Origin of the sequence: Paenarthrobacter sp. 4246, assembly GCF_040546855.1 — a bacterium.
In the GTDB taxonomy this organism is placed as follows: Bacteria; Actinomycetota; Actinomycetes; order Actinomycetales; family Micrococcaceae; genus Arthrobacter.
Genome location: NZ_JBEPOP010000006.1, coordinates 73,085 through 88,946 on the forward strand (window position 1 = coordinate 73,085; position 15,862 = coordinate 88,946).

17 protein-coding genes and 1 pseudogene are annotated in these 15,862 nt (G+C 60.6%); 12 read left to right on the forward strand and 6 right to left on the reverse strand.

The genetic code is table 11. The features are described 5' to 3' along the window. The first annotated feature begins 42 nt into the window (after positions 1–42). Both ABIE35_RS12530 and ABIE35_RS21195 read left to right on the forward strand, forming a co-directional pair. Positions 43–1,062 carry a LacI family DNA-binding transcriptional regulator gene (locus ABIE35_RS12530; RefSeq protein WP_354515788.1) on the forward strand — a complete coding sequence of 340 codons (1,020 nt, stop codon included), beginning with the start codon at positions 43–45 and terminating at the stop codon, positions 1,060–1,062. Positions 1,063–1,092: 30 nt separating this feature from the next. Continuing rightward, positions 1,093–2,202: a Gfo/Idh/MocA family protein gene (locus ABIE35_RS21195; RefSeq protein ID WP_502921384.1), complete on the forward strand. Its 1,110-nt coding sequence runs from the start codon at positions 1,093–1,095 to the stop codon at positions 2,200–2,202. On the opposite strand, the pseudogene ABIE35_RS21200 reads toward ABIE35_RS21195, so the two are convergent. Together ABIE35_RS21200 and ABIE35_RS12545 are read right to left on the reverse strand one after the other, a co-directional pair. Continuing rightward, positions 2,195–2,338, reverse strand: a pseudogene (locus ABIE35_RS21200) (helix-turn-helix domain-containing protein); the annotation flags it as partial. The gene ABIE35_RS21195 and the pseudogene ABIE35_RS21200 sit on opposite strands and share 8 nt — an antisense overlap. Then, on the reverse strand, positions 2,338–2,829 hold the full coding sequence (locus ABIE35_RS12545) for a DUF2975 domain-containing protein (RefSeq protein ID WP_354515337.1): 492 nt from the start codon (positions 2,827–2,829) through the stop codon (positions 2,338–2,340). The pseudogene ABIE35_RS21200 and the gene ABIE35_RS12545, both read right to left, overlap by 1 nt. Positions 2,830–3,021: 192 nt before the next feature. On the opposite strand from ABIE35_RS12545, the gene ABIE35_RS12550 reads away from it, so the two are divergent. The 4 genes from ABIE35_RS12550 (at position 3,022) to yczE (ending at position 6,847) form a co-directional block, all read left to right on the forward strand. Next, positions 3,022–3,588 carry a type 1 glutamine amidotransferase domain-containing protein gene (locus ABIE35_RS12550; RefSeq protein ID WP_280625520.1) on the forward strand — a complete coding sequence of 189 codons (567 nt, stop codon included), beginning with the start codon at positions 3,022–3,024 and terminating at the stop codon, positions 3,586–3,588. Positions 3,589–3,718: 130 nt separating this feature from the next. Continuing rightward, complete coding sequence (locus ABIE35_RS12555) at positions 3,719–4,318, forward strand: TetR/AcrR family transcriptional regulator (RefSeq protein ID WP_354515339.1); 600 nt, start codon at positions 3,719–3,721, stop codon at positions 4,316–4,318. Then, positions 4,315–6,150 (forward strand): alpha/beta fold hydrolase, encoded by a 1,836-nt coding sequence (locus ABIE35_RS12560; RefSeq protein WP_354515340.1) that lies wholly within the window; start codon positions 4,315–4,317, stop codon positions 6,148–6,150. Before ABIE35_RS12555 ends, ABIE35_RS12560 begins: the two co-directional genes overlap by 4 nt. A gap of 67 nt (positions 6,151–6,217) precedes the next feature. Beyond that, positions 6,218–6,847 carry a membrane protein YczE gene (gene yczE / locus ABIE35_RS12565; RefSeq protein WP_207595667.1) on the forward strand — a complete coding sequence of 210 codons (630 nt, stop codon included), beginning with the start codon at positions 6,218–6,220 and terminating at the stop codon, positions 6,845–6,847. A 239-nt stretch (positions 6,848–7,086) separates the two neighbouring features. Here the strand turns inward: yczE and ABIE35_RS12570 are convergent, their stop codons facing one another. Further along, complete coding sequence (locus ABIE35_RS12570) at positions 7,087–7,683, reverse strand: TetR/AcrR family transcriptional regulator (RefSeq protein WP_354515342.1); 597 nt, start codon at positions 7,681–7,683, stop codon at positions 7,087–7,089. Between the two features lie 159 nt (positions 7,684–7,842). On the opposite strand from ABIE35_RS12570, the gene ABIE35_RS12575 reads away from it, so the two are divergent. After that, positions 7,843–8,616: an SDR family oxidoreductase gene (locus ABIE35_RS12575; RefSeq protein ID WP_354515344.1), complete on the forward strand. Its 774-nt coding sequence runs from the start codon at positions 7,843–7,845 to the stop codon at positions 8,614–8,616. Positions 8,617–8,956: 340 nt separating this feature from the next. Here the strand turns inward: ABIE35_RS12575 and ABIE35_RS12580 are convergent, their stop codons facing one another. The 3 genes from ABIE35_RS12580 to ABIE35_RS12590 form a co-directional block, all read right to left on the reverse strand. Then, positions 8,957–9,745 carry a hypothetical protein gene (locus ABIE35_RS12580; RefSeq protein ID WP_354515346.1) on the reverse strand — a complete coding sequence of 263 codons (789 nt, stop codon included), beginning with the start codon at positions 9,743–9,745 and terminating at the stop codon, positions 8,957–8,959. Positions 9,746–10,359: 614 nt separating this feature from the next. Next, entirely contained in the window at positions 10,360–11,214 is an 855-nt protein-coding gene (locus tag ABIE35_RS12585; protein ID WP_354515348.1) for an alpha/beta fold hydrolase, read from the reverse strand. Positions 11,215–11,464: 250 nt separating this feature from the next. Continuing rightward, on the reverse strand, positions 11,465–11,845 hold the full coding sequence (locus ABIE35_RS12590; protein ID WP_207595663.1) for a hypothetical protein: 381 nt from the start codon (positions 11,843–11,845) through the stop codon (positions 11,465–11,467). A gap of 426 nt (positions 11,846–12,271) precedes the next feature. Here ABIE35_RS12590 and ABIE35_RS12595 point away from each other — a divergent pair, with 426 nt between their 5' ends. The 5 genes from ABIE35_RS12595 to ABIE35_RS12615 all read left to right on the forward strand — a co-directional run bounded on the left by ABIE35_RS12595 (position 12,272) and on the right by ABIE35_RS12615 (position 15,709). Beyond that, on the forward strand, positions 12,272–13,240 hold the full coding sequence (locus ABIE35_RS12595; RefSeq protein ID WP_354515350.1) for a hypothetical protein: 969 nt from the start codon (positions 12,272–12,274) through the stop codon (positions 13,238–13,240). An 8-nt stretch (positions 13,241–13,248) separates the two neighbouring features. Continuing rightward, positions 13,249–13,506: a hypothetical protein gene (locus tag ABIE35_RS12600; protein WP_207595661.1), complete on the forward strand. Its 258-nt coding sequence runs from the start codon at positions 13,249–13,251 to the stop codon at positions 13,504–13,506. A 324-nt stretch (positions 13,507–13,830) separates the two neighbouring features. Beyond that, positions 13,831–14,373 carry a GNAT family N-acetyltransferase gene (locus tag ABIE35_RS12605; protein WP_354515352.1) on the forward strand — a complete coding sequence of 181 codons (543 nt, stop codon included), beginning with the start codon at positions 13,831–13,833 and terminating at the stop codon, positions 14,371–14,373. A gap of 302 nt (positions 14,374–14,675) precedes the next feature. Continuing rightward, positions 14,676–15,143 carry a nuclear transport factor 2 family protein gene (locus ABIE35_RS12610; RefSeq protein ID WP_354515354.1) on the forward strand — a complete coding sequence of 156 codons (468 nt, stop codon included), beginning with the start codon at positions 14,676–14,678 and terminating at the stop codon, positions 15,141–15,143. Beyond that, positions 15,143–15,709, forward strand: coding sequence for a TetR/AcrR family transcriptional regulator (locus ABIE35_RS12615; protein ID WP_354515356.1), 567 nt, complete (start codon positions 15,143–15,145; stop codon positions 15,707–15,709). The genes ABIE35_RS12610 and ABIE35_RS12615 overlap by 1 nt, the downstream gene beginning before the upstream one ends. The last annotated feature ends 153 nt before the right edge of the window (positions 15,710–15,862 follow it).

The following is a 15,862-nucleotide window of genomic DNA, read 5'->3' on the forward strand; positions in this document are numbered from 1 at the left end:
AGCCTTCAGAGGCATACTTTTTCTTACGTTCCGGAGATGACCATGACGCAGGACACCAGCGGCCCCCGGCCGGTACCCACCCTTGAAATGGTGGCTGCCTTGGCCGGGGTGTCGCGGGCCACCGTGTCCCGCGTGGTCAACGACAGCCCCAGTGTGGACCCGGAAATGGCGCAGTCCGTGCGGAAAGCCATCCTCGCACTCGACTACACGCCCAACCGTGCTGCCCGTTCCTTGGCCAAACGGAGGGCAAATGCGGTCACGCTGATTGTTCCGGAGTCGACATCCAAGGTCTTCGCAGATCCGTTCTTCGCCTCGGTGGTGCAGGGCATCGCGCTGTATCTCACCGATACCGAGTACACGCTGAATATGGTGATCTCCTCGGAGTCCAAGCCGGAGAAGACCCGCAGCTTCCTGCTCGGCGGCAACGTTGACGGAGTTTTGGTGGTCTCGCACCACAGTGGCGACAACTCCTGGACGCACCTTTCAGGATCACTTCCCATGGTGTTCGCCGGACGCCCCTTGGTTGGTGGCAAGGAGAGCTATTACGTGGATGTTGCCAACGAACAAGCGGCCTACGAGGTCACGCGTCTACTGACCGAGAGCGGCCGAAAGAACGTTGCAACTATTGCCGGTCCGCAAGATATGCCCCCGGGCCTGGATCGCCTGGCGGGGTGGAGGACCGCCGTGCGGGAAGCCGGTCTTGGAGAAAGTTTAGTGGAGGAGGGCGACTTCACGTTGGCCTCGGGCGCCAAAGCCATGCATCGATTGTTGGACCGCGGCGTGCCTGTTGACGCCGTTTTTGCTGCAAATGACCAGATGGCCGCCGGCGCCTACACCGCCATCCAAGGCCGGGGTCTCCGCATCCCGGAGGACATCGCCGTCGTGGGTTTTGATGACGATTCCTTTGCCACCTCCGTCACCCCCGCCCTCACCACCGTGCATCACCCGATTGTTGAACTCGGCAAGAAAATGGCCGAGACCTTGGTTCACCTGATCGAGGGCAAGCCGGCGGAACGCGTCAACAGGATGCCAACGTCGATCGTGATCCGCGATTCCGTCTAGCTTTTAGCCCGTGCCTTGAAAGGCTCTTCCATGCTTCCTGCTCCCGTCAGCACCGTCGCGCCTTCCGTCGCGACAGGCTGTCCCATCCGCTGGGGAGTTGTGGCCACGGGCTCCATCGCCTTACGCGTGGTGCAAGACCTCGCGCTCTTGGAGGACGCCGTTCTCCAAGCGGTCAGTTCGCGCTCGGAGGCGTCGGCCCACAGCTTTGCCGGGAAGTTCGGCTTTGCAGCGTCTTATTCGGATGTCGGAGATACGCCGGGCTATGAACGGCTGCTGGCCGATCCCGCCGTCGACGTCGTCTACATCGCCACACCTCATGCGCAACATCATGCTGTCGCGCTGGCCGCGCTGACGGCGGGGAAGCATGTCCTGTGCGAAAAGCCCATCGCCATGAACGCCGTACAGGCACGGGAGTTGGCGGATCTCGCCAGGGATCGTGGACTATTCCTGATGGAGGCCGTGTGGACCCGGTTCCTGCCCAGTTTCTGCCGCGCGGTCGAAATTTTGCAGTCGGGGGAAATCGGGGAGCCGCGCTGGCTCCAGGCTGACCTCGGTTTCGTGCCCGCCTTCGATCCCACAGCGCGGATCTGGGACCCGGCCGCAGGCGGTGGAGCATTGCTGGACCTCGCCGTGTATCCACTGACGTGGGCGCTGGGAGTTTTCGGTGAGCCTCGAAAGATGGTCGCCACCGGAGTCCTGACTCCTGAGGGGGTGGACCTGCAGAACTCCCTCACCTTGAACTACCAGAGCGGCGCGCAGGCGCAGCTGATCACCTCCATCGGCGCGGAATGCCCCAGTGTAATAACAGTGGGAGGCACGGAAGGTTGGTTGCGGTCCTCTGCTCCGCTTTTCAATCCGGCCGAACTCACTATTCAGTCACGCATCGGCACGCCGCGGACGGAGAAATTCGAGGTGCTAGGACACGGATTCAGTTACGAGCTGCGTGAGGTGACGCGTTGCCTGCAGGCCGGGCTGACCGAGAGCCCCTTCATGACTCCCGAGGAGTCGGTTGGGACCATGGAACTGCTGGATGAGGCTCGTCGGCAGATGGGTCTCCGTTATCCCAGCGATCCTCAGCTTCCCACCGCAGCAGATCCCCTGGCTGGCACTCCAGCACCTCACACAGCGCTTCGAGCGTAGTAAAACGCACGGCCTTCGCACGCCCGTTCTTGAGTACAGCCAAGTTCGCCGGGGTGATGCCTACCTTCTCGGCGAGCACCCCGACGGGCATTTTGCGCTTGGCCAGCATGACGTCGATGTCCACGATGATCGGCATCAAATCACCTCATCGAGCTCGGAGCGGAGCTGTGCGGCTTCGATGTCCCGCGCTACGGCCTGGGCAAGGAGGGTTCGCGTCACCAGCACAACCAGCGCCACTCCCCCGATCATCAACGCTGCGCCACAAATCAGCATGATGACTCCCGGTGCGATATCGCCGGGCGCCAGGATCACTGCGATGCCAAACATCAGCAGCGCGGCAGCCGAAACAGCGCCGAAGATGACGTCCACAAACCTGAATGCTCCATGCGAAAAGACCGTCCCCCGCCGCATCATGGTCAGCAGCCGCCACACACAGACCGCAACCACCTGGACACACAGAATTCCCAGGACCACGATGACCAGCAACGCAATCCGCGGCCCATCAGGCGCACCCGCCTCCACTAGGTCGTTAGAGAGCAGCGGCACCATCCGTATCTGCACAAACAGCGAACCCGCCAATACCATCGCGATCACTATGCGCAGGGCGAGGATCGTCAGCTTTCCCATGGACACTCCTTTATCGAACAACAACCTGATTCTATCGATATTCGATATGTAAGCAAGTAGCGTATGCGACGGCAAATTAGTCAGCTTGCTTAGTAAAGCTGCATTCCCTAGGCTTGAGCAGGTCAGACAAACAACTCTCACAGTGGCGGCCCGCGCTTAAAAAGCACCCCGCCGCACAATGGAGGAGGAACAATGTCAGAACACAACATCGCAGGCAAGAAGGTCGCATTCCTCTTGACGGACGGCGTGGAGCAGGTGGAACTCACCAGCCCATGGCAGGCGGTCAAGGATGCCGGCGGCGAGCCCACCCTCGTGGCTCCCTCCAAGGGAAAGCTCCAGGGTTTCAACGGCGTGGAGAAGGGTGACACGTTCGACGTCGACCTCGCAGTTGCCGACGCGGATGCCTCCGAATTTGACGCACTGGTTCTTCCGGGCGGCGTCGTGAACGCCGATCATCTCCGCGTCGACAAAGATGCGCAGAACTTCACTCGAGCCTTCTTTGAGCAGCACAAGCCGGTGGCATCCATCTGCCACGGCCCGTGGATTCTCATCGACGCCGGCGTGATCAAGGGCCGCAACGTCACCTCGTATCACACACTCCAGACGGATTTGAAGAATGCCGGCGCCAACTGGACCGACGAGGAAGTGGTGGTGGACCAGGGCTTGGTCACCAGCCGCACCCCGGACGACCTCCCCGCGTTCAACGCCAAGGTGGTCGAGGAGATCTCCGAGGGTCAGCACGCCGGGCAGACCGCTTAGCGGTCACCGACCCCCTTACGGCAAGTGCCGCCGTCGTACTTTTACAAGAAGTACGACGGCGGCACTTGGCGTTTCACGAAGTGGCTTCTTGAGAGTTTGCAAAATATGTAGACCAGTCTATTATTTCTTCATGGCCTCAAAAGGAAACCTGACAAAAGCACGGCTGGCAGAGTCAATGCTCCAGCTCATCCAGACCAGCGGTTACAGCGGCACCGGGCTGAATGCTGTGATCGAACACGCCGCAGCTCCCAAGGGGTCCATCTATTTCCACTTCCCCGACGGGAAGGAGGGCCTGGGCATCGCCGCGGTCGAGCTCGCCGCGAAACAGTTCGAAACGCTCATTGCGGAGGCAGCAACTTCCGCCGGCAGCGCGGCTGAGGCTGCCCGGGCCGCGATTGAGGCTTTGGCCACCATCGTCAGCGAGAGCAACTTCCGGCTGGGTTGCCCGGTTTCCGTGGTCACCCTGGAGATGGGCGCAGAGAGTGAGCGGCTGAGAAAGGCGTGTGCCGCTGCCTTCGAGGCGTGGATCGCCCCGACGTCCGCGCTCCTCGAGGCCAGCGGTGTTGGCGCCAAGGAAGCCCGGTCTCTGGCAACCGTTGTTGTATCGACGATTGAGGGGGCGGTGATCGTCTCCCGCGCTATGCAAAGCACCCAACCCCTGTTATCGGCCGCTGACGTCGTGGCGGAACTCATCAACCAGCGCTGCAAGAGCATTGGGGGGACGCGATGACACTCCCCGGAGAATCCCGTCATGCCCTTGTCTTCGGGGCTTCAGGAATGGTCGGCCGACACCTCATTCTGTCCCTTGCCAAAGCTGGCGCGAACGTCACAGCGGCAGTTCGGACCGCCGAGTCCGGAGCAGGTGTCGAGCGATGGGCCAGGGAGCATGGACTAAAACGGAGCATCAAAACGACCATCGTCGACTTCGATGCTCCTGAGATCCTCGCGGGCGGTCCATCAGCGTTCCCGTCCATCACCGAGATCCACAACTGCGCCGGGTCCTACCGATTCGGAATGACCGCCCAAGAGGCACGCAGTGCGAACGTCGGCATCGTCGAGAAGTTGATCGACTTCGCCCAGGACCTCCCCAACCTGCAGCGCGTCGTCCACATATCGGGCTACCGCGTCGGCGGACAGGACCCCACAACTGTTCCATGGTCAGAGGACCACCGCGCCGCGATCTACCAGGAACTTGGCGCCTACGAAGCCTCAAAGGTGGAATCCGATGCCATCTTCCAGGCCCGGGCGCTGGAGCGCGGAGTCCCCTGGACCATCGTCAATCCGTCCAGCGTGATCGGTGACAGCGTGACCGGGGAGTCCGACCAGCTCATTGGGCTGGCGACCACCATCGAGCAGATCTGGGACGGCTCCGTTGCCGCACTGCCTGGAAACCAAGCGACGTTCCTCCCGGTCGTCACGGTCGACTATCTGGCGGCCTTCATGACGGCAGCAGCGGTCGATCCGGCTGCGGCGGGCCAGGCTTATTGGGTTCTCGACGATGCCACCCCGCCGTTGGCAGACTTGCTCACGCACGTTGGCCGGCATCTCGGCGCGAAGGTTCCGCGGGTAAGGATGCCGGTCGGGATCATCAAGCGGCTCCCGCAGCGGATCACCAAAGCGGATCCCGAGACCCTCACCTTCATGTCCGCCGACCGCTATCCGACAGAGTCCGCCGTCGAGTTCGCCCGCAAACACGGGATTCAGATGCCCGACGTACTGGTGTCCCTGGAACGGTGGGCCGACCACTTGGCCGCGCATCGGTTTGGTGCCGTCATGGCTAACGGCCGTCGATTCGTCGACGCTGGCGGCCTGAGGACATTCGAGCTCGGCATACCCGGATCCAGCAAGGTTGTCCTTCCTGGCTTGCCGGTCAACGCAGACACGTGGGCCGACGTGGCGTCGGGTATCGGCGCGCGGGTCGTAGACCTGCCCGGACTCGGCCTCAGCAGCGGAACAGGCGTTCAGGACTGGGAACAGTGGCTGCCAGCTCTACTGGACGGCGAACCCGTTGACCTCATCGGCCACTCCATCGGTGCGGCTGCGGCAGTAGTCGCGGCTGACCGGATCCCGGCGCAGGTCAAGTCCCTCACGCTGATCGCACCGTTCTTCCTTCAAGCCCCGATGGGTATTTCGGCCAAACTATGGCCGCTGGCATCCACCTACTTGCGACACATTGACGCCGCACGGCTGTCACGCCAGCTGACCGGATCAGAAGCCAGCGCCGCTGCTCTCACGTCCAGCCTCAGTGACCTCAAGCGAAGCAGCGCCAAGAGGGTGGCCAAGCATCTCGCCCTGGCGGGCTCCAAGCAATGGCGTGCTGAACTACGGGAAGCGCTGGGGCGTTTCAGCAGCCCGGTCCGCATCATCGTGGGAAGCGAGGACCCCATCACCCCAGGAGCAGTTGAGCAGCTCGAGTCACTTCCAAATTTTGAGCTGATCACAGTGACGGGCGCCGGGCACCATCCTCAACTGACGCATGGCGATTCTCTGGTGACTCTGATCAACGGAATGTCCCGTGTGGACACGGCTCCCGAGGTTTCAACCGCTGACAGGCGGGCGTGAATCTGGAGGTAGCCAGAGGTCTAAACTGGCTACATATTTCAGAGCCAGTTTGGGGGAGGCTGGTGTGATGTTGGTACGCAGAATCATTCAATTGCTCGCAGGCCTGTCGCTCTTCGGCTTTTCCATCGCCGTCCTCATCAAAGCTGGACTTGGAATCTCCCCTTGGGACATCTTTCATCAAGGCCTGGGCCGGCTGACGGGAATCAGCACCGGAATGGTCATCATTGCGGTCAGCTTTCTCGTGCTCCTCCTATGGATCCCCCTGAGGATGCGCCCAGGTTGGGGCACTCTGGCGAATGCCGTGTTGATCGGCGCCTTCGTCGACTTGTCGATACCTTTGATTCCTCAAGCCAACGGACTACTCTGGCAAGTCGTCTACCTTGCCGGGGGGCTGGTGCTCCTGGCCGTCGGCAGCGCCTGCTACCTTGGGGCCTCCTTCGGCCCAGGTGCACGGGACGGGCTGATGACCGGCCTGGCGCAGCGGACCGGCTGGTCAATCCGCACTTGCCGCACATTGATCGAGGTAACAGTTGCCGCAGCCGGCTGGTTGCTGGGCGGGACCCTTGGGATCGGTACCGTGGCCGAAGCGTTTCTGATCGGACCGTTGATTCAGTGGCTCATGCCCTTGTTCAGTGTTCCTTCAGGCCCTCGAGAACCCTCGCCGGACAACCCACTGAGCAAGTCGGCCGCCTCCTGAGCAGCAACCGCAGATGCCGGTGCGGCGCTTAGGCTCTTGAGGCAGGCGCAGTCCACGCACTTTCAACCGTCTGATCAGGCGTTCCACTTCCTTGGAAGTGGAACCGTGGCTGGGACGATCCTGGGGAAGCCGACACATTCACGGGTTGCCGGAGTTCTTCAGAGTGGTGGCGGGCTGGCTTCACGCCCTTGCAGCCCGGCGGTCTGGACTGGCCGCGTGGCGTCTGGCCGTGTCGTTTGTTAGGCCCCGATGGCGGTGATGGCGTAGTGGGCGATGCGGAGGAGGTCCTCATTGCTTGCACCGTCGCGGGCTTGCTGGCTCATTCCTTGTAGTGTCGCGCCGACGAAGGCTGCCATTGCATGGGTGTCGGTGGATTTGGAGATCCGGCCTGCTTCGCGGTCCCGGGTCAGTGCTTCTGCCATGGCCAGGATGTTGTCGTTGCGCATTTTGGACAATCGTTCTGCGACGTGGCGGTTCGCGGAGGTGACCGCGACGGCGGAGCTGATCACCAGACAGCCTCCCGGGAATGTCTTTGACGGGTAGTGGTCGGCGGCTTCTATCAGCAGCCGACGCATGAGTTTCAGGCCGCTCTCTTCTTCTGCGAACGCGACGGACATGAAGCTTCCGTGGGTTGCGTTGTAGTGGTCCACGACGGAGAAGAAGAGGTCTTCCTTGGAGCCGAAGGCCTTATACAGGCTGGGTGGGTTGATGCCCATGGCTTTTGTGAGCTCCGCCAAGGAGGTGCCCTCGTATCCGCTGTCCCAGAAGACCAAAGTGGCTGCTTCCAGGGCGTCGTCGATATTGAATTTCCGGCCTTGGCCTGCTTTTCCTGACATCGTCGTCCTCTCGTCGTTCCTCTCAAGAAGAGCCCCCAGCAGCCGGCATCTATTCCGGCTGCCTCCACGAGAGTGGTTTTTCATGCTGTGGTCAGCGCCACAATAAGTTTTCTAAATCTTTCTTGTAGTGATCGCTAAACGTATGTAAGTATCTCATTCATGAGCGAAACACACAAAGACCACATCGCCGTTGTGAGTGGAGCCAGCCGAGGGATCGGTGCGGCAATCTCCTCCCGCCTTGCCACCGCAGGCCTGACTGTTGCTGTCCACTACGGACGGGACGGGAAGGCGGCCGCGGAGGTGGTGGCCTCCATCGAAGCTGCGGGAGGAAAGGCTTTCACTTTCCAGGCAGACCTTGGAGCCGACACCGCAGCACAGGATTTTTGGGCCGCCTACGACAAAGCCGCTGCAGAAGCCGGCGCCTTGAGCCAGCCGATCCACGTCCTGGTGAACAATGCCGGGGTCACCTTGCGCGGGGCCATTGAAGACTTCAGCCGGGAAGATTTCCTAACCCAGCAGGCCATTAACGTCAACGCACCCTATTTCATCGTCAAGGAAGGGCTGACCCGGATCGCTGACGGAGGCCGCATCGTCAACATCTCCTCCGGCGTGACCCGCATAGCGTTCCCGGAAATCATTGGCTACGCCCTCACCAAGGGAGCCATTGAGGCCTTTACCCTGACTCTCGCCAAACACCTCGGGCCCAGGAAAATCACGGTGAATTCGGTCGCTCCGGGTGTCGTGGACACCGACATCAACGCTGGTTGGCTCCGCGGAAACGAAGAAGCCCAGGCCGGGGTAGCTGCAAGCAGCGCCCTGGGTCGAGTGGGCCAGCCCGACGATATCGCAAGCGTCGTAGCTTTCCTTGCTTCCGACGAAGCGCGCTGGATCACCGGGCAGAAGATCGACGCCACCGGCGGCACCAACCTCTAACCCACCAGCACCATCTGGACGCGTACCGCGTCCGCGTTCGGGGCGGCAGCGCCCCTCAGCCGCTTAGAAGTGGGACACCATTAGCGGGACACTCCCCCATCAGTCAGGAGTCGCGAGAATGTGAATGTTGGCGATAAATGGCGCTGTTCTTGCGCCGCTCCGTGTCGCCTCGAATCACTCACCCAGGGCTAGTGCGGGGCCAGCAGGCAACCTCCTCCGGCGCCCGCTCGAACTCGCCTCGAAGCCCCAGCGTTTCGAGACACTGAGCCTATGAGACACCCCGGTGGGTTCAGAGAAGGAGTCGGAGACCGCGGGCGGGATCGCCTATCGGATCAGCTGGTCACTTGAAGGACCTGAACACGATCGAGTCGAAAACGGCGCGCGCCTCTCTTATCAGCTCCGGATTGATCGATTCGTCGATATAGCCCACCGCAACGACAGCCCGTCGGCCCTCCACGTCGACCACCCGGTAGGTCTCGTGTTCATTCTGAGTCGAGTACCAGTGTGTGCAGTGGTACATCATTTCTGAGTGGATGCAGAACTTGCCGCTGTCGCAGGCCGGGATGTCCACGTCGCCCTCGACGGAGTGGTCGAACTCGAAGCCGGGGTAATCGCCCAACATGATCTTGACAGGAGGAGTGCTTGCCGTTGATGACTGCGCCGCCATAGCCCTAGTGAAGGCCCAGTCCGCAGGACCGACATCGGCAAGGGCACCCCTCCAGTGGCATGCGTCCATCGACACATAGAACGCGGACCCAAGGGTCAGGTGGACGGCCCATTCAGCCGGGTGATCCGGGTCATCCTTGCCCAGGCTATTGCCGTCGAGAGCGGACCAGCCGCCTGGAACGGTGATCTCGAAAGGCTCCTTGTAGCCGTCGACGGGGACTAGATATGTGCCGGCGTCGATATCGCCACTCTTCGGCAGCGGCGGGACCGTGCGAGGGTCGCGACTCTCAGGCAGCGGCGGGACCGTGCGAGCCTCCGTCATCGGAGAACTGGCAGACGGCAGGGATGCGTCGTCGGACTCATACTCGCACCCGCCGAGACATCCAATCAGTGCGATAGTCAGCAAGGGCAAGAGATGGCGTGACCGCTGAGCGGCCTTTTCGATGGGTGTCATGGAACTCATTGATCCACCAGGCCACTACAAGCTACTGTGAGGCCCCGCAGCCGGGTGGCCTAGCAGGCGGTCCGAGATGGGATGCCGTCGCCTCAGTCTCCTCCGGTAGAGAACCCGTGACAATGAGAGTTGGATGGAAATGAGTTTCGACTCATGCAACCCCCGCAATGACAGGAGCGCCCTGAAGCAGCGGCGAGGAAACGCCAAAATTGCGGCAGCTCTCACCGCCCGAGTCTAACCAGCCAATGAGACCTGGCTGTAGCTCACGTCTCGTAAACCTTGGGATAAGAGGCGTCTCACTGATGTAGCTCTGCTCCCCTGCGCAGCTTGCCATTCTGAACCCCGGCGAGTCTTACGACTAAGTGTTTCGAGATCGGTGATCATCGTTAGTTACAAGACAGGCACGTCACCCGATATTGGCGGTGCAGTCGGATGTGCCATTTCCTTGGAACCGGGACACTCACGTCCGAGACATTTGGGGATTCCTCATAGATGCCCCTTGCCCAGCGGGGAAGTTGCTCTTGGATGGACCATGCGTCCGAGGTGAGGTTCTCCCCCGTAGACAAAGGACGTGCCATTTCGTTCCAGCTTTCTTTTTTCAGTTGCAGAACGGAACGGTGCAGTTAGAGGAATCCCAGCAGGGCGGACGATAACTCGTCCGGGGCTTCCTCGGCCATGTGGTGCCCTGAATCGATGCCGTGGCCGCGAACATCGGTCGCCCACCGCTCCCAGACCCTGAGCGGATCGCCGTAGAGATCTACAAGGTCGTCCCGGAGCGACCAGAGCAGCAACAGGGGCACGGTAACTGCCCTTCCCGCCTGCCTGTCGGCTTCCTCATGCTGCCGGTCGATGGTCACGCCCGCCCGGTAATCTTCAAGCATGGCCCGCACCGTGTCCGGGTTATGGATCGCCCTGCGCCACTCATCGTAGTTTTCCTGCCCCATTGCCGCCGCGCTCCCGCCATACCAGCTGTCCGGATCTGCCATGATCACCCGTTCCGGGATATCTGGTTGGGCGTAGAAGAACCAATGCCACCACTTTGTAGCGAACCTCGCATCGGCCCTGGCTAGATGCTCACTGATGGGGATGCAATCGAGCAGGGCGACCTTGGAGACCATTCCGGGATAATCCAAGACCAGTCGCAGCGCAGTGTAGCTGCCCCGGTCATGTCCCACGAGCCTAAATTGCTCGTGACCCAGTTCCGCCATAAGTGCGACCATGTGCCGGGCGGTCGCGCGCTTTGAATGGGCTGCATGGTCCACTGTCGGTGCCGGTTTGCTCGACTGTCCGTAACCCGGGAGGTCGGGGCAAACGACACAGAATCCCGCGTTCAACAGTTGAGGAGCGACCCGATGCCATGTAGCGGACGTGCGCGGATGCCCGTGAAGCAACAGAACCGGTGGACCTTCGCCACCATAACGGACAAACAGACTGCACGACCCGACGTCGATGTGGCGTTCCTCGAAACCCTCAAACATGCCACCATCCTGCCCCCGCAAAAGGAAAACCCACGAACCCCACACTGCCAGACCCTGAGGCCAGTCCCACTTCTTTGGAACCAGGACAAGGCAGGTTACGGGGTTGGCCGCTCAGTTTTCAGAGGAAGCCTGAGGGGGTGGGGCTAGGGGCGATGAGTGCGTCAGTCGATAGCCCCCATCAGTGCCGCGACTTAGACAATAAGAGGATGGGGATAGACAGTACGTTATCCCCATCCTCTTATTGAAGTTCCTAGGCTGCCGAAGCCACCCAACCTGAGCAACCATAGATGCCAGTGCCGGCGCTTCGGTTGTTGAGGCACGCCCGGACGTAAACGGTCCCTCGCAGGCCGCTGCTTTGAGCTTGGGCCTGCTCGCCGCTTCCCTGACTGTTGGTCAGCGTCGCAATGTAGGTAGTCCCGTTCGAAACATACCTGAGCTGCGCCACAGATGAGACGCCATCTACGCGGGTGTCCCGGCTCGTCAGGACGTTAGTGGACGAGTTGTAGTAGGCGTAGGACCCGGTCACCGAAGCCGCTGCACTGGCGGAGGCCATCGGCGCCGTGGCCAGCCCCGAGATTGCAATAGCACCCGCGGCTGCAGCGCCGGAAAGAGCCAATCGTGATTTACGCATGTCGTAATTCCTTCCCCAGAATTTTTAGTGAATTACTGGCATCACACCCGCCCCAAGAATGTGTTGGCGATCACACCGCGAAGCCGTTCTGAGTCTCAAGTGACCGCTATCCTTTGTCAAGTCAAGCGCCCTTTCTCTTGGCGCGGTCTCCGGAGGTCAGGTCGCGTTCAGGGCTTCCCAGCCGGATGTCCCACTTCCTTAGAAGTGGAACATCCAAGCCAGCTCGTGCGGCAGCGTCCGCTGTTACTGTCGCATCCCGTAGAGCTAGAAGGGGCGTGCTGCTTCTAGAACCGGGAGACCCAAAGTGGATATTGCAAGCCATCCATTTCATAAGACGCCACCGCTGACTACAGAAGTCGTCTGCACTGCGATTGTGTACCGTAAGCGGACCATCAATCGCTCATATGCGCTTGACTTTACAACTGCGTGAAAAACGTGAAGGGTGTGAGTTCCGGCAGCGCGGAAATCAACCCGCCCCGGCACATGGGGGAGAGTTTTTTGAAAGAATCGATGTTTAGCTTTGCACGCCCGGCCGGCGTTGCTATCGCAATTTCTCTGATCCTCAGCGCGGGGAGCCTACCAGCGCAGGCGTCGCCTGGGGAAGCAAACGAAGCGACTAACGACTCGGCTGTTTCGATCGTGAATGAAGCGTTAAAGGCCGATGACGGCTTGGTTCCAAAGGACTCCATTACCGGAAGCGCTCCGGCGATCGCAGGGGCACTACCGGCCCCGGAAGGAACAGGTGCCACAGGCAAACAGGTTGATGTGGCAATCAAGGCGCAGGATGAAGATGATTCCGTGTCGAAAATCGGTGATGATTCATCAAGCCTGATGACCGTTCTACGGCACGGTGATAAGGCCTTCTTCGACTTGGAAATCCCGGATGGCTACACGCCGTCCCTGCAGACCGACGGCTCAGTACTTCTCAAAGACAGCGAGTCAAGCCTTCTGTACCCGTTCATCAAATCCCCCTGGGCTTTGGATGCGAACGGTAAGAAACTAGCTACTAACTACGAAATCGTTGGCAGGACACTAATCCAGCACGTAAACACCGAAGGGGCTCAGTACCCCATCGTTGCCGATCCGAGTATCCAATGGATTCCATACCCCATCATCGCTATGTGGGGTTATGAAGCCCACGCCATCGGTGCGAGCCTTGGCACGATCCTGGCTGCAGGCGCCGGCGGCGGCTGCATGCTTTCGCTGGTTGGCGGAATCCCTGGACGTATCTTCGCCATGGTCTGCGGAATTGTTGGATTCTCCGGAGCGAAAGACGTCATGAGGCACATCTCCTCAATGTGGGCCTCCAACGGACTGAACGCCACCACCTGCTATGGATTCCCCGTTACTGGCCGAGGCGGCCAAACGGTCCAGCCCGCACGCGACTGCCAATAGGGGCCACCATGAAAGAGAACATCAAGAACTTCAGGGTCCCATACCTGCTGTTACTCATCCTCGGAGTGGTGATAATGCTGACCACCGGTGACTTGACGCCCGAATGGAAGATCGGCTTCACCGTATGGGGTTCCCTCCCGTTCTTCATCAATGAAGTGCGGCTATGGCGCCAGCGACGCTTGACCGCGGAACTCTCCCGATCCCAGGAGAATAGTTCCAAGAGCGCCGCTGATATACGTCATGCCTACCGGGACCCCACTCACTGACACTGACCAACATGCGATCACGGTCGAAACCCATAACGGCACCAGCCCCGGACGAGAGCTCATCGTTCAACCCCTGATGCCGATACGCACACTCGCATATCGCGTATTCGGTTAGGACTCTTCGTTTTCTTCTAAACCAGATCCGCCTAAGCAGAAGGAGGAGGCCTCCGAGGCCTCCTCCTTCTGCTTGTCTTTTTCCTCCTGGCGCAGACGGATCACCTGTCGCCACCAAAGGGAAAGACGGTATCCCATTTCCTTGGACGTGGGACGGTGGCAGTTTCGGTATCTCCCCCGCTGCCCGGGGGCTCCGCGTAGAGCCTGAGGATGAATCCTCTGGAGCAGCCTGTACTCGTTGCGCCCCCTTACAGGCTCCGCCCATTTACGGCAGCCGATGTTCCTGTGGTACAGGAAGCCTCGAGCGATCCACTAATTCCTGCCATCACGACGGTTCCCGCCAGCGGTTCACGCCAGGCAGCTCTGGCCTTCATCGAAAGACAGCACCAACGCTTAGTTGATGGCACCGGGTACTCCTTCGCTATTGCTGATTCCTCCTCTGATCAGGCGGTTGGCCAAATCGGGCTGTGGCTGAAGAACCTCAGCCAAGGCCGGGCGAGCATTGGCTATTGGGTGGCGCCAAGTCATCGGGGGAAGGGAGCTGCTTCCTCTGCTTTAGGTGCCCTCGCCGCCTGGGGTCTTGCGCAACCCGGGATTCATCGATTGGAACTCTACGTCGAGCCTTGGAATGAGGGCTCCTGGCGCGCAGCCGAGCGCAGCGGGTTCGTACGGGAAGGGACGATGAGGAGCTGGCTAGAGATTGGCGGCCAGCGCAAGGACATGTACATGTACTCGCGCCTTCCTGCTCGCTAGGAATCACGCTACGCAGACCTCGCTGCCCTGCCGTGGTTTCGGTGTTCCACTTCCTTGGAATTGGGAGCCTCAGAGGCGGGACACACTCCCCATTGCGGATTTGATTGTCAGCGTGAGACCTCCCTCTCCTGTTCGATTCCTCGCAGACCCCCTATGGGGATCCCAAGCCGGACATCCTGTCCAACGTCGCACAAGCGCACCACATAGAACGTCAAGAAACGGATTGACGGCGGCCGTTCAAAGTTGTACCGTTTAGTACAACTTGTACTATTCGGTACAGTCTAATTATGAAGGAGCCCATAATGTCTCGTCCCCCCTTCCCCCCGTACACCGAAGCGACCGCCATTCAGAAGGTGCGTACAGCCGAGGACGGCTGGAACACTCGTGACCCCGAGCGCATCTCCCTCGCGTACAGCGAGAACAGCTGGTGGCGCAATCGCTCGACGTTTGTTCAGGGTCGCGCCGCCATTGTCGAGTTTCTCGCCGGTAAGTGGGAACGGGAGCTCGACTACCGGCTCATCAAGGAATTGTGGGCCTACACCGATGACGTCATTGCTGTTCGTTTCGCCTACGAGTACCATGACGCAGCGGGCCAGTGGTTCCGCGCTTACGGCAACGAGAACTGGCACTTCGACAAGGAAGGACTCATGACGCACCGCCACGCGAGTATCAACGACCTCGCCATCGACAAGGCCGACCGTAAGTTCTTCTGGGATACCTCCGGGCCTCGTCCAGCGGCTCACCCCGGCTTGAGCGACCTCGGACTGTAATGCCACGCACCCTTCTCGAACGATCGGACGCAGTCCACGCCCTCGCCGGCGTTTTCCGCCGGCGAGGGTTTGAGAGCAGCTCCCTTTCCGTGATTCAGCAGGAGGCCGGCATCGGTCGCGGCAGCCTGTATCACTTCTTTCCAGACGGGAAGACAGACATGGCCAGGGCCGTGCTTGACCAAGTGAGTGACTGGTTCGAGGATGAGGTTTTCGCGCCGCTCCGTTCCGCGACTGACGCCGCTGACGCGGTCTCAGCGATGACGAAGGCAGTCTCTGACTACTTCGTCTCCCGCGAGAATGTCTGCCTGTTCGCCGCAATGACACTCGGCGAGGAGAAGGAAACGTTCGCCGGCGAGGTCAAGACATACTTCGCAGACTGGGTCGACGCGCTGGCCGCGCTGCTGCGCCGCGGAGGACTTGACCCTGAGGATGCCCACGAGAACGCGCTGGACGCCGTTGCCGTGATCCAGGGTGGACTCATCATTACCCGCGCCTACGCCGACGAAACTACGTTTCTAGGCGTCATGGAACGTGTCGAGCGTCGTCTCCTCTCGCAGCTCAGCTGACGCCCGAACGCGCCGCCCGATCTCATTAATTGGGCCCAAGACGTCCGGGGGAAGGGGCCCTCAACGCCACCAGTCAACAGTCCCACTTCCTTAGTACTGGAACACTCTCGTTGGGACGGTCCCACTCGGCCGATTTAGGGGGCGACGGCACCC

Bases quoted from the DNA above. Each gene is read 5' to 3' on its own strand.
- ABIE35_RS12580 (WP_354515346.1), bottom strand. From the start codon at position 9,745: ATGAGTTCCATGACACCCATCGAAAAGGCCGCTCAGCGGTCACGCCAT.
- ABIE35_RS21195 (WP_502921384.1), top strand. From the start codon at position 1,093: ATGCTTCCTGCTCCCGTCAGCACCGTCGCGCCTTCCGTCGCGACAGGC.
- ABIE35_RS12570 (WP_354515342.1), bottom strand. From the start codon at position 7,683: ATGTCAGGAAAAGCAGGCCAAGGCCGGAAATTCAATATCGACGACGCC.
- ABIE35_RS12590 (WP_207595663.1), bottom strand. From the start codon at position 11,845: ATGCGTAAATCACGATTGGCTCTTTCCGGCGCTGCAGCCGCGGGTGCT.
- ABIE35_RS12555 (WP_354515339.1), top strand. From the start codon at position 3,719: ATGGCCTCAAAAGGAAACCTGACAAAAGCACGGCTGGCAGAGTCAATG.
- ABIE35_RS12560 (WP_354515340.1), top strand. From the start codon at position 4,315: ATGACACTCCCCGGAGAATCCCGTCATGCCCTTGTCTTCGGGGCTTCA.
- yczE (WP_207595667.1), top strand. From the start codon at position 6,218: ATGTTGGTACGCAGAATCATTCAATTGCTCGCAGGCCTGTCGCTCTTC.
- ABIE35_RS12610 (WP_354515354.1), top strand. From the start codon at position 14,676: ATGTCTCGTCCCCCCTTCCCCCCGTACACCGAAGCGACCGCCATTCAG.
- ABIE35_RS12615 (WP_354515356.1), top strand. From the start codon at position 15,143: ATGCCACGCACCCTTCTCGAACGATCGGACGCAGTCCACGCCCTCGCC.
- ABIE35_RS12545 (WP_354515337.1), bottom strand. From the start codon at position 2,829: ATGGGAAAGCTGACGATCCTCGCCCTGCGCATAGTGATCGCGATGGTA.
- ABIE35_RS12605 (WP_354515352.1), top strand. From the start codon at position 13,831: ATGAATCCTCTGGAGCAGCCTGTACTCGTTGCGCCCCCTTACAGGCTC.
- ABIE35_RS12530 (WP_354515788.1), top strand. From the start codon at position 43: ATGACGCAGGACACCAGCGGCCCCCGGCCGGTACCCACCCTTGAAATG.
- ABIE35_RS12585 (WP_354515348.1), bottom strand. From the start codon at position 11,214: ATGTTTGAGGGTTTCGAGGAACGCCACATCGACGTCGGGTCGTGCAGT.
- ABIE35_RS12550 (WP_280625520.1), top strand. From the start codon at position 3,022: ATGTCAGAACACAACATCGCAGGCAAGAAGGTCGCATTCCTCTTGACG.
- ABIE35_RS12600 (WP_207595661.1), top strand. From the start codon at position 13,249: ATGAAAGAGAACATCAAGAACTTCAGGGTCCCATACCTGCTGTTACTC.
- ABIE35_RS12575 (WP_354515344.1), top strand. From the start codon at position 7,843: ATGAGCGAAACACACAAAGACCACATCGCCGTTGTGAGTGGAGCCAGC.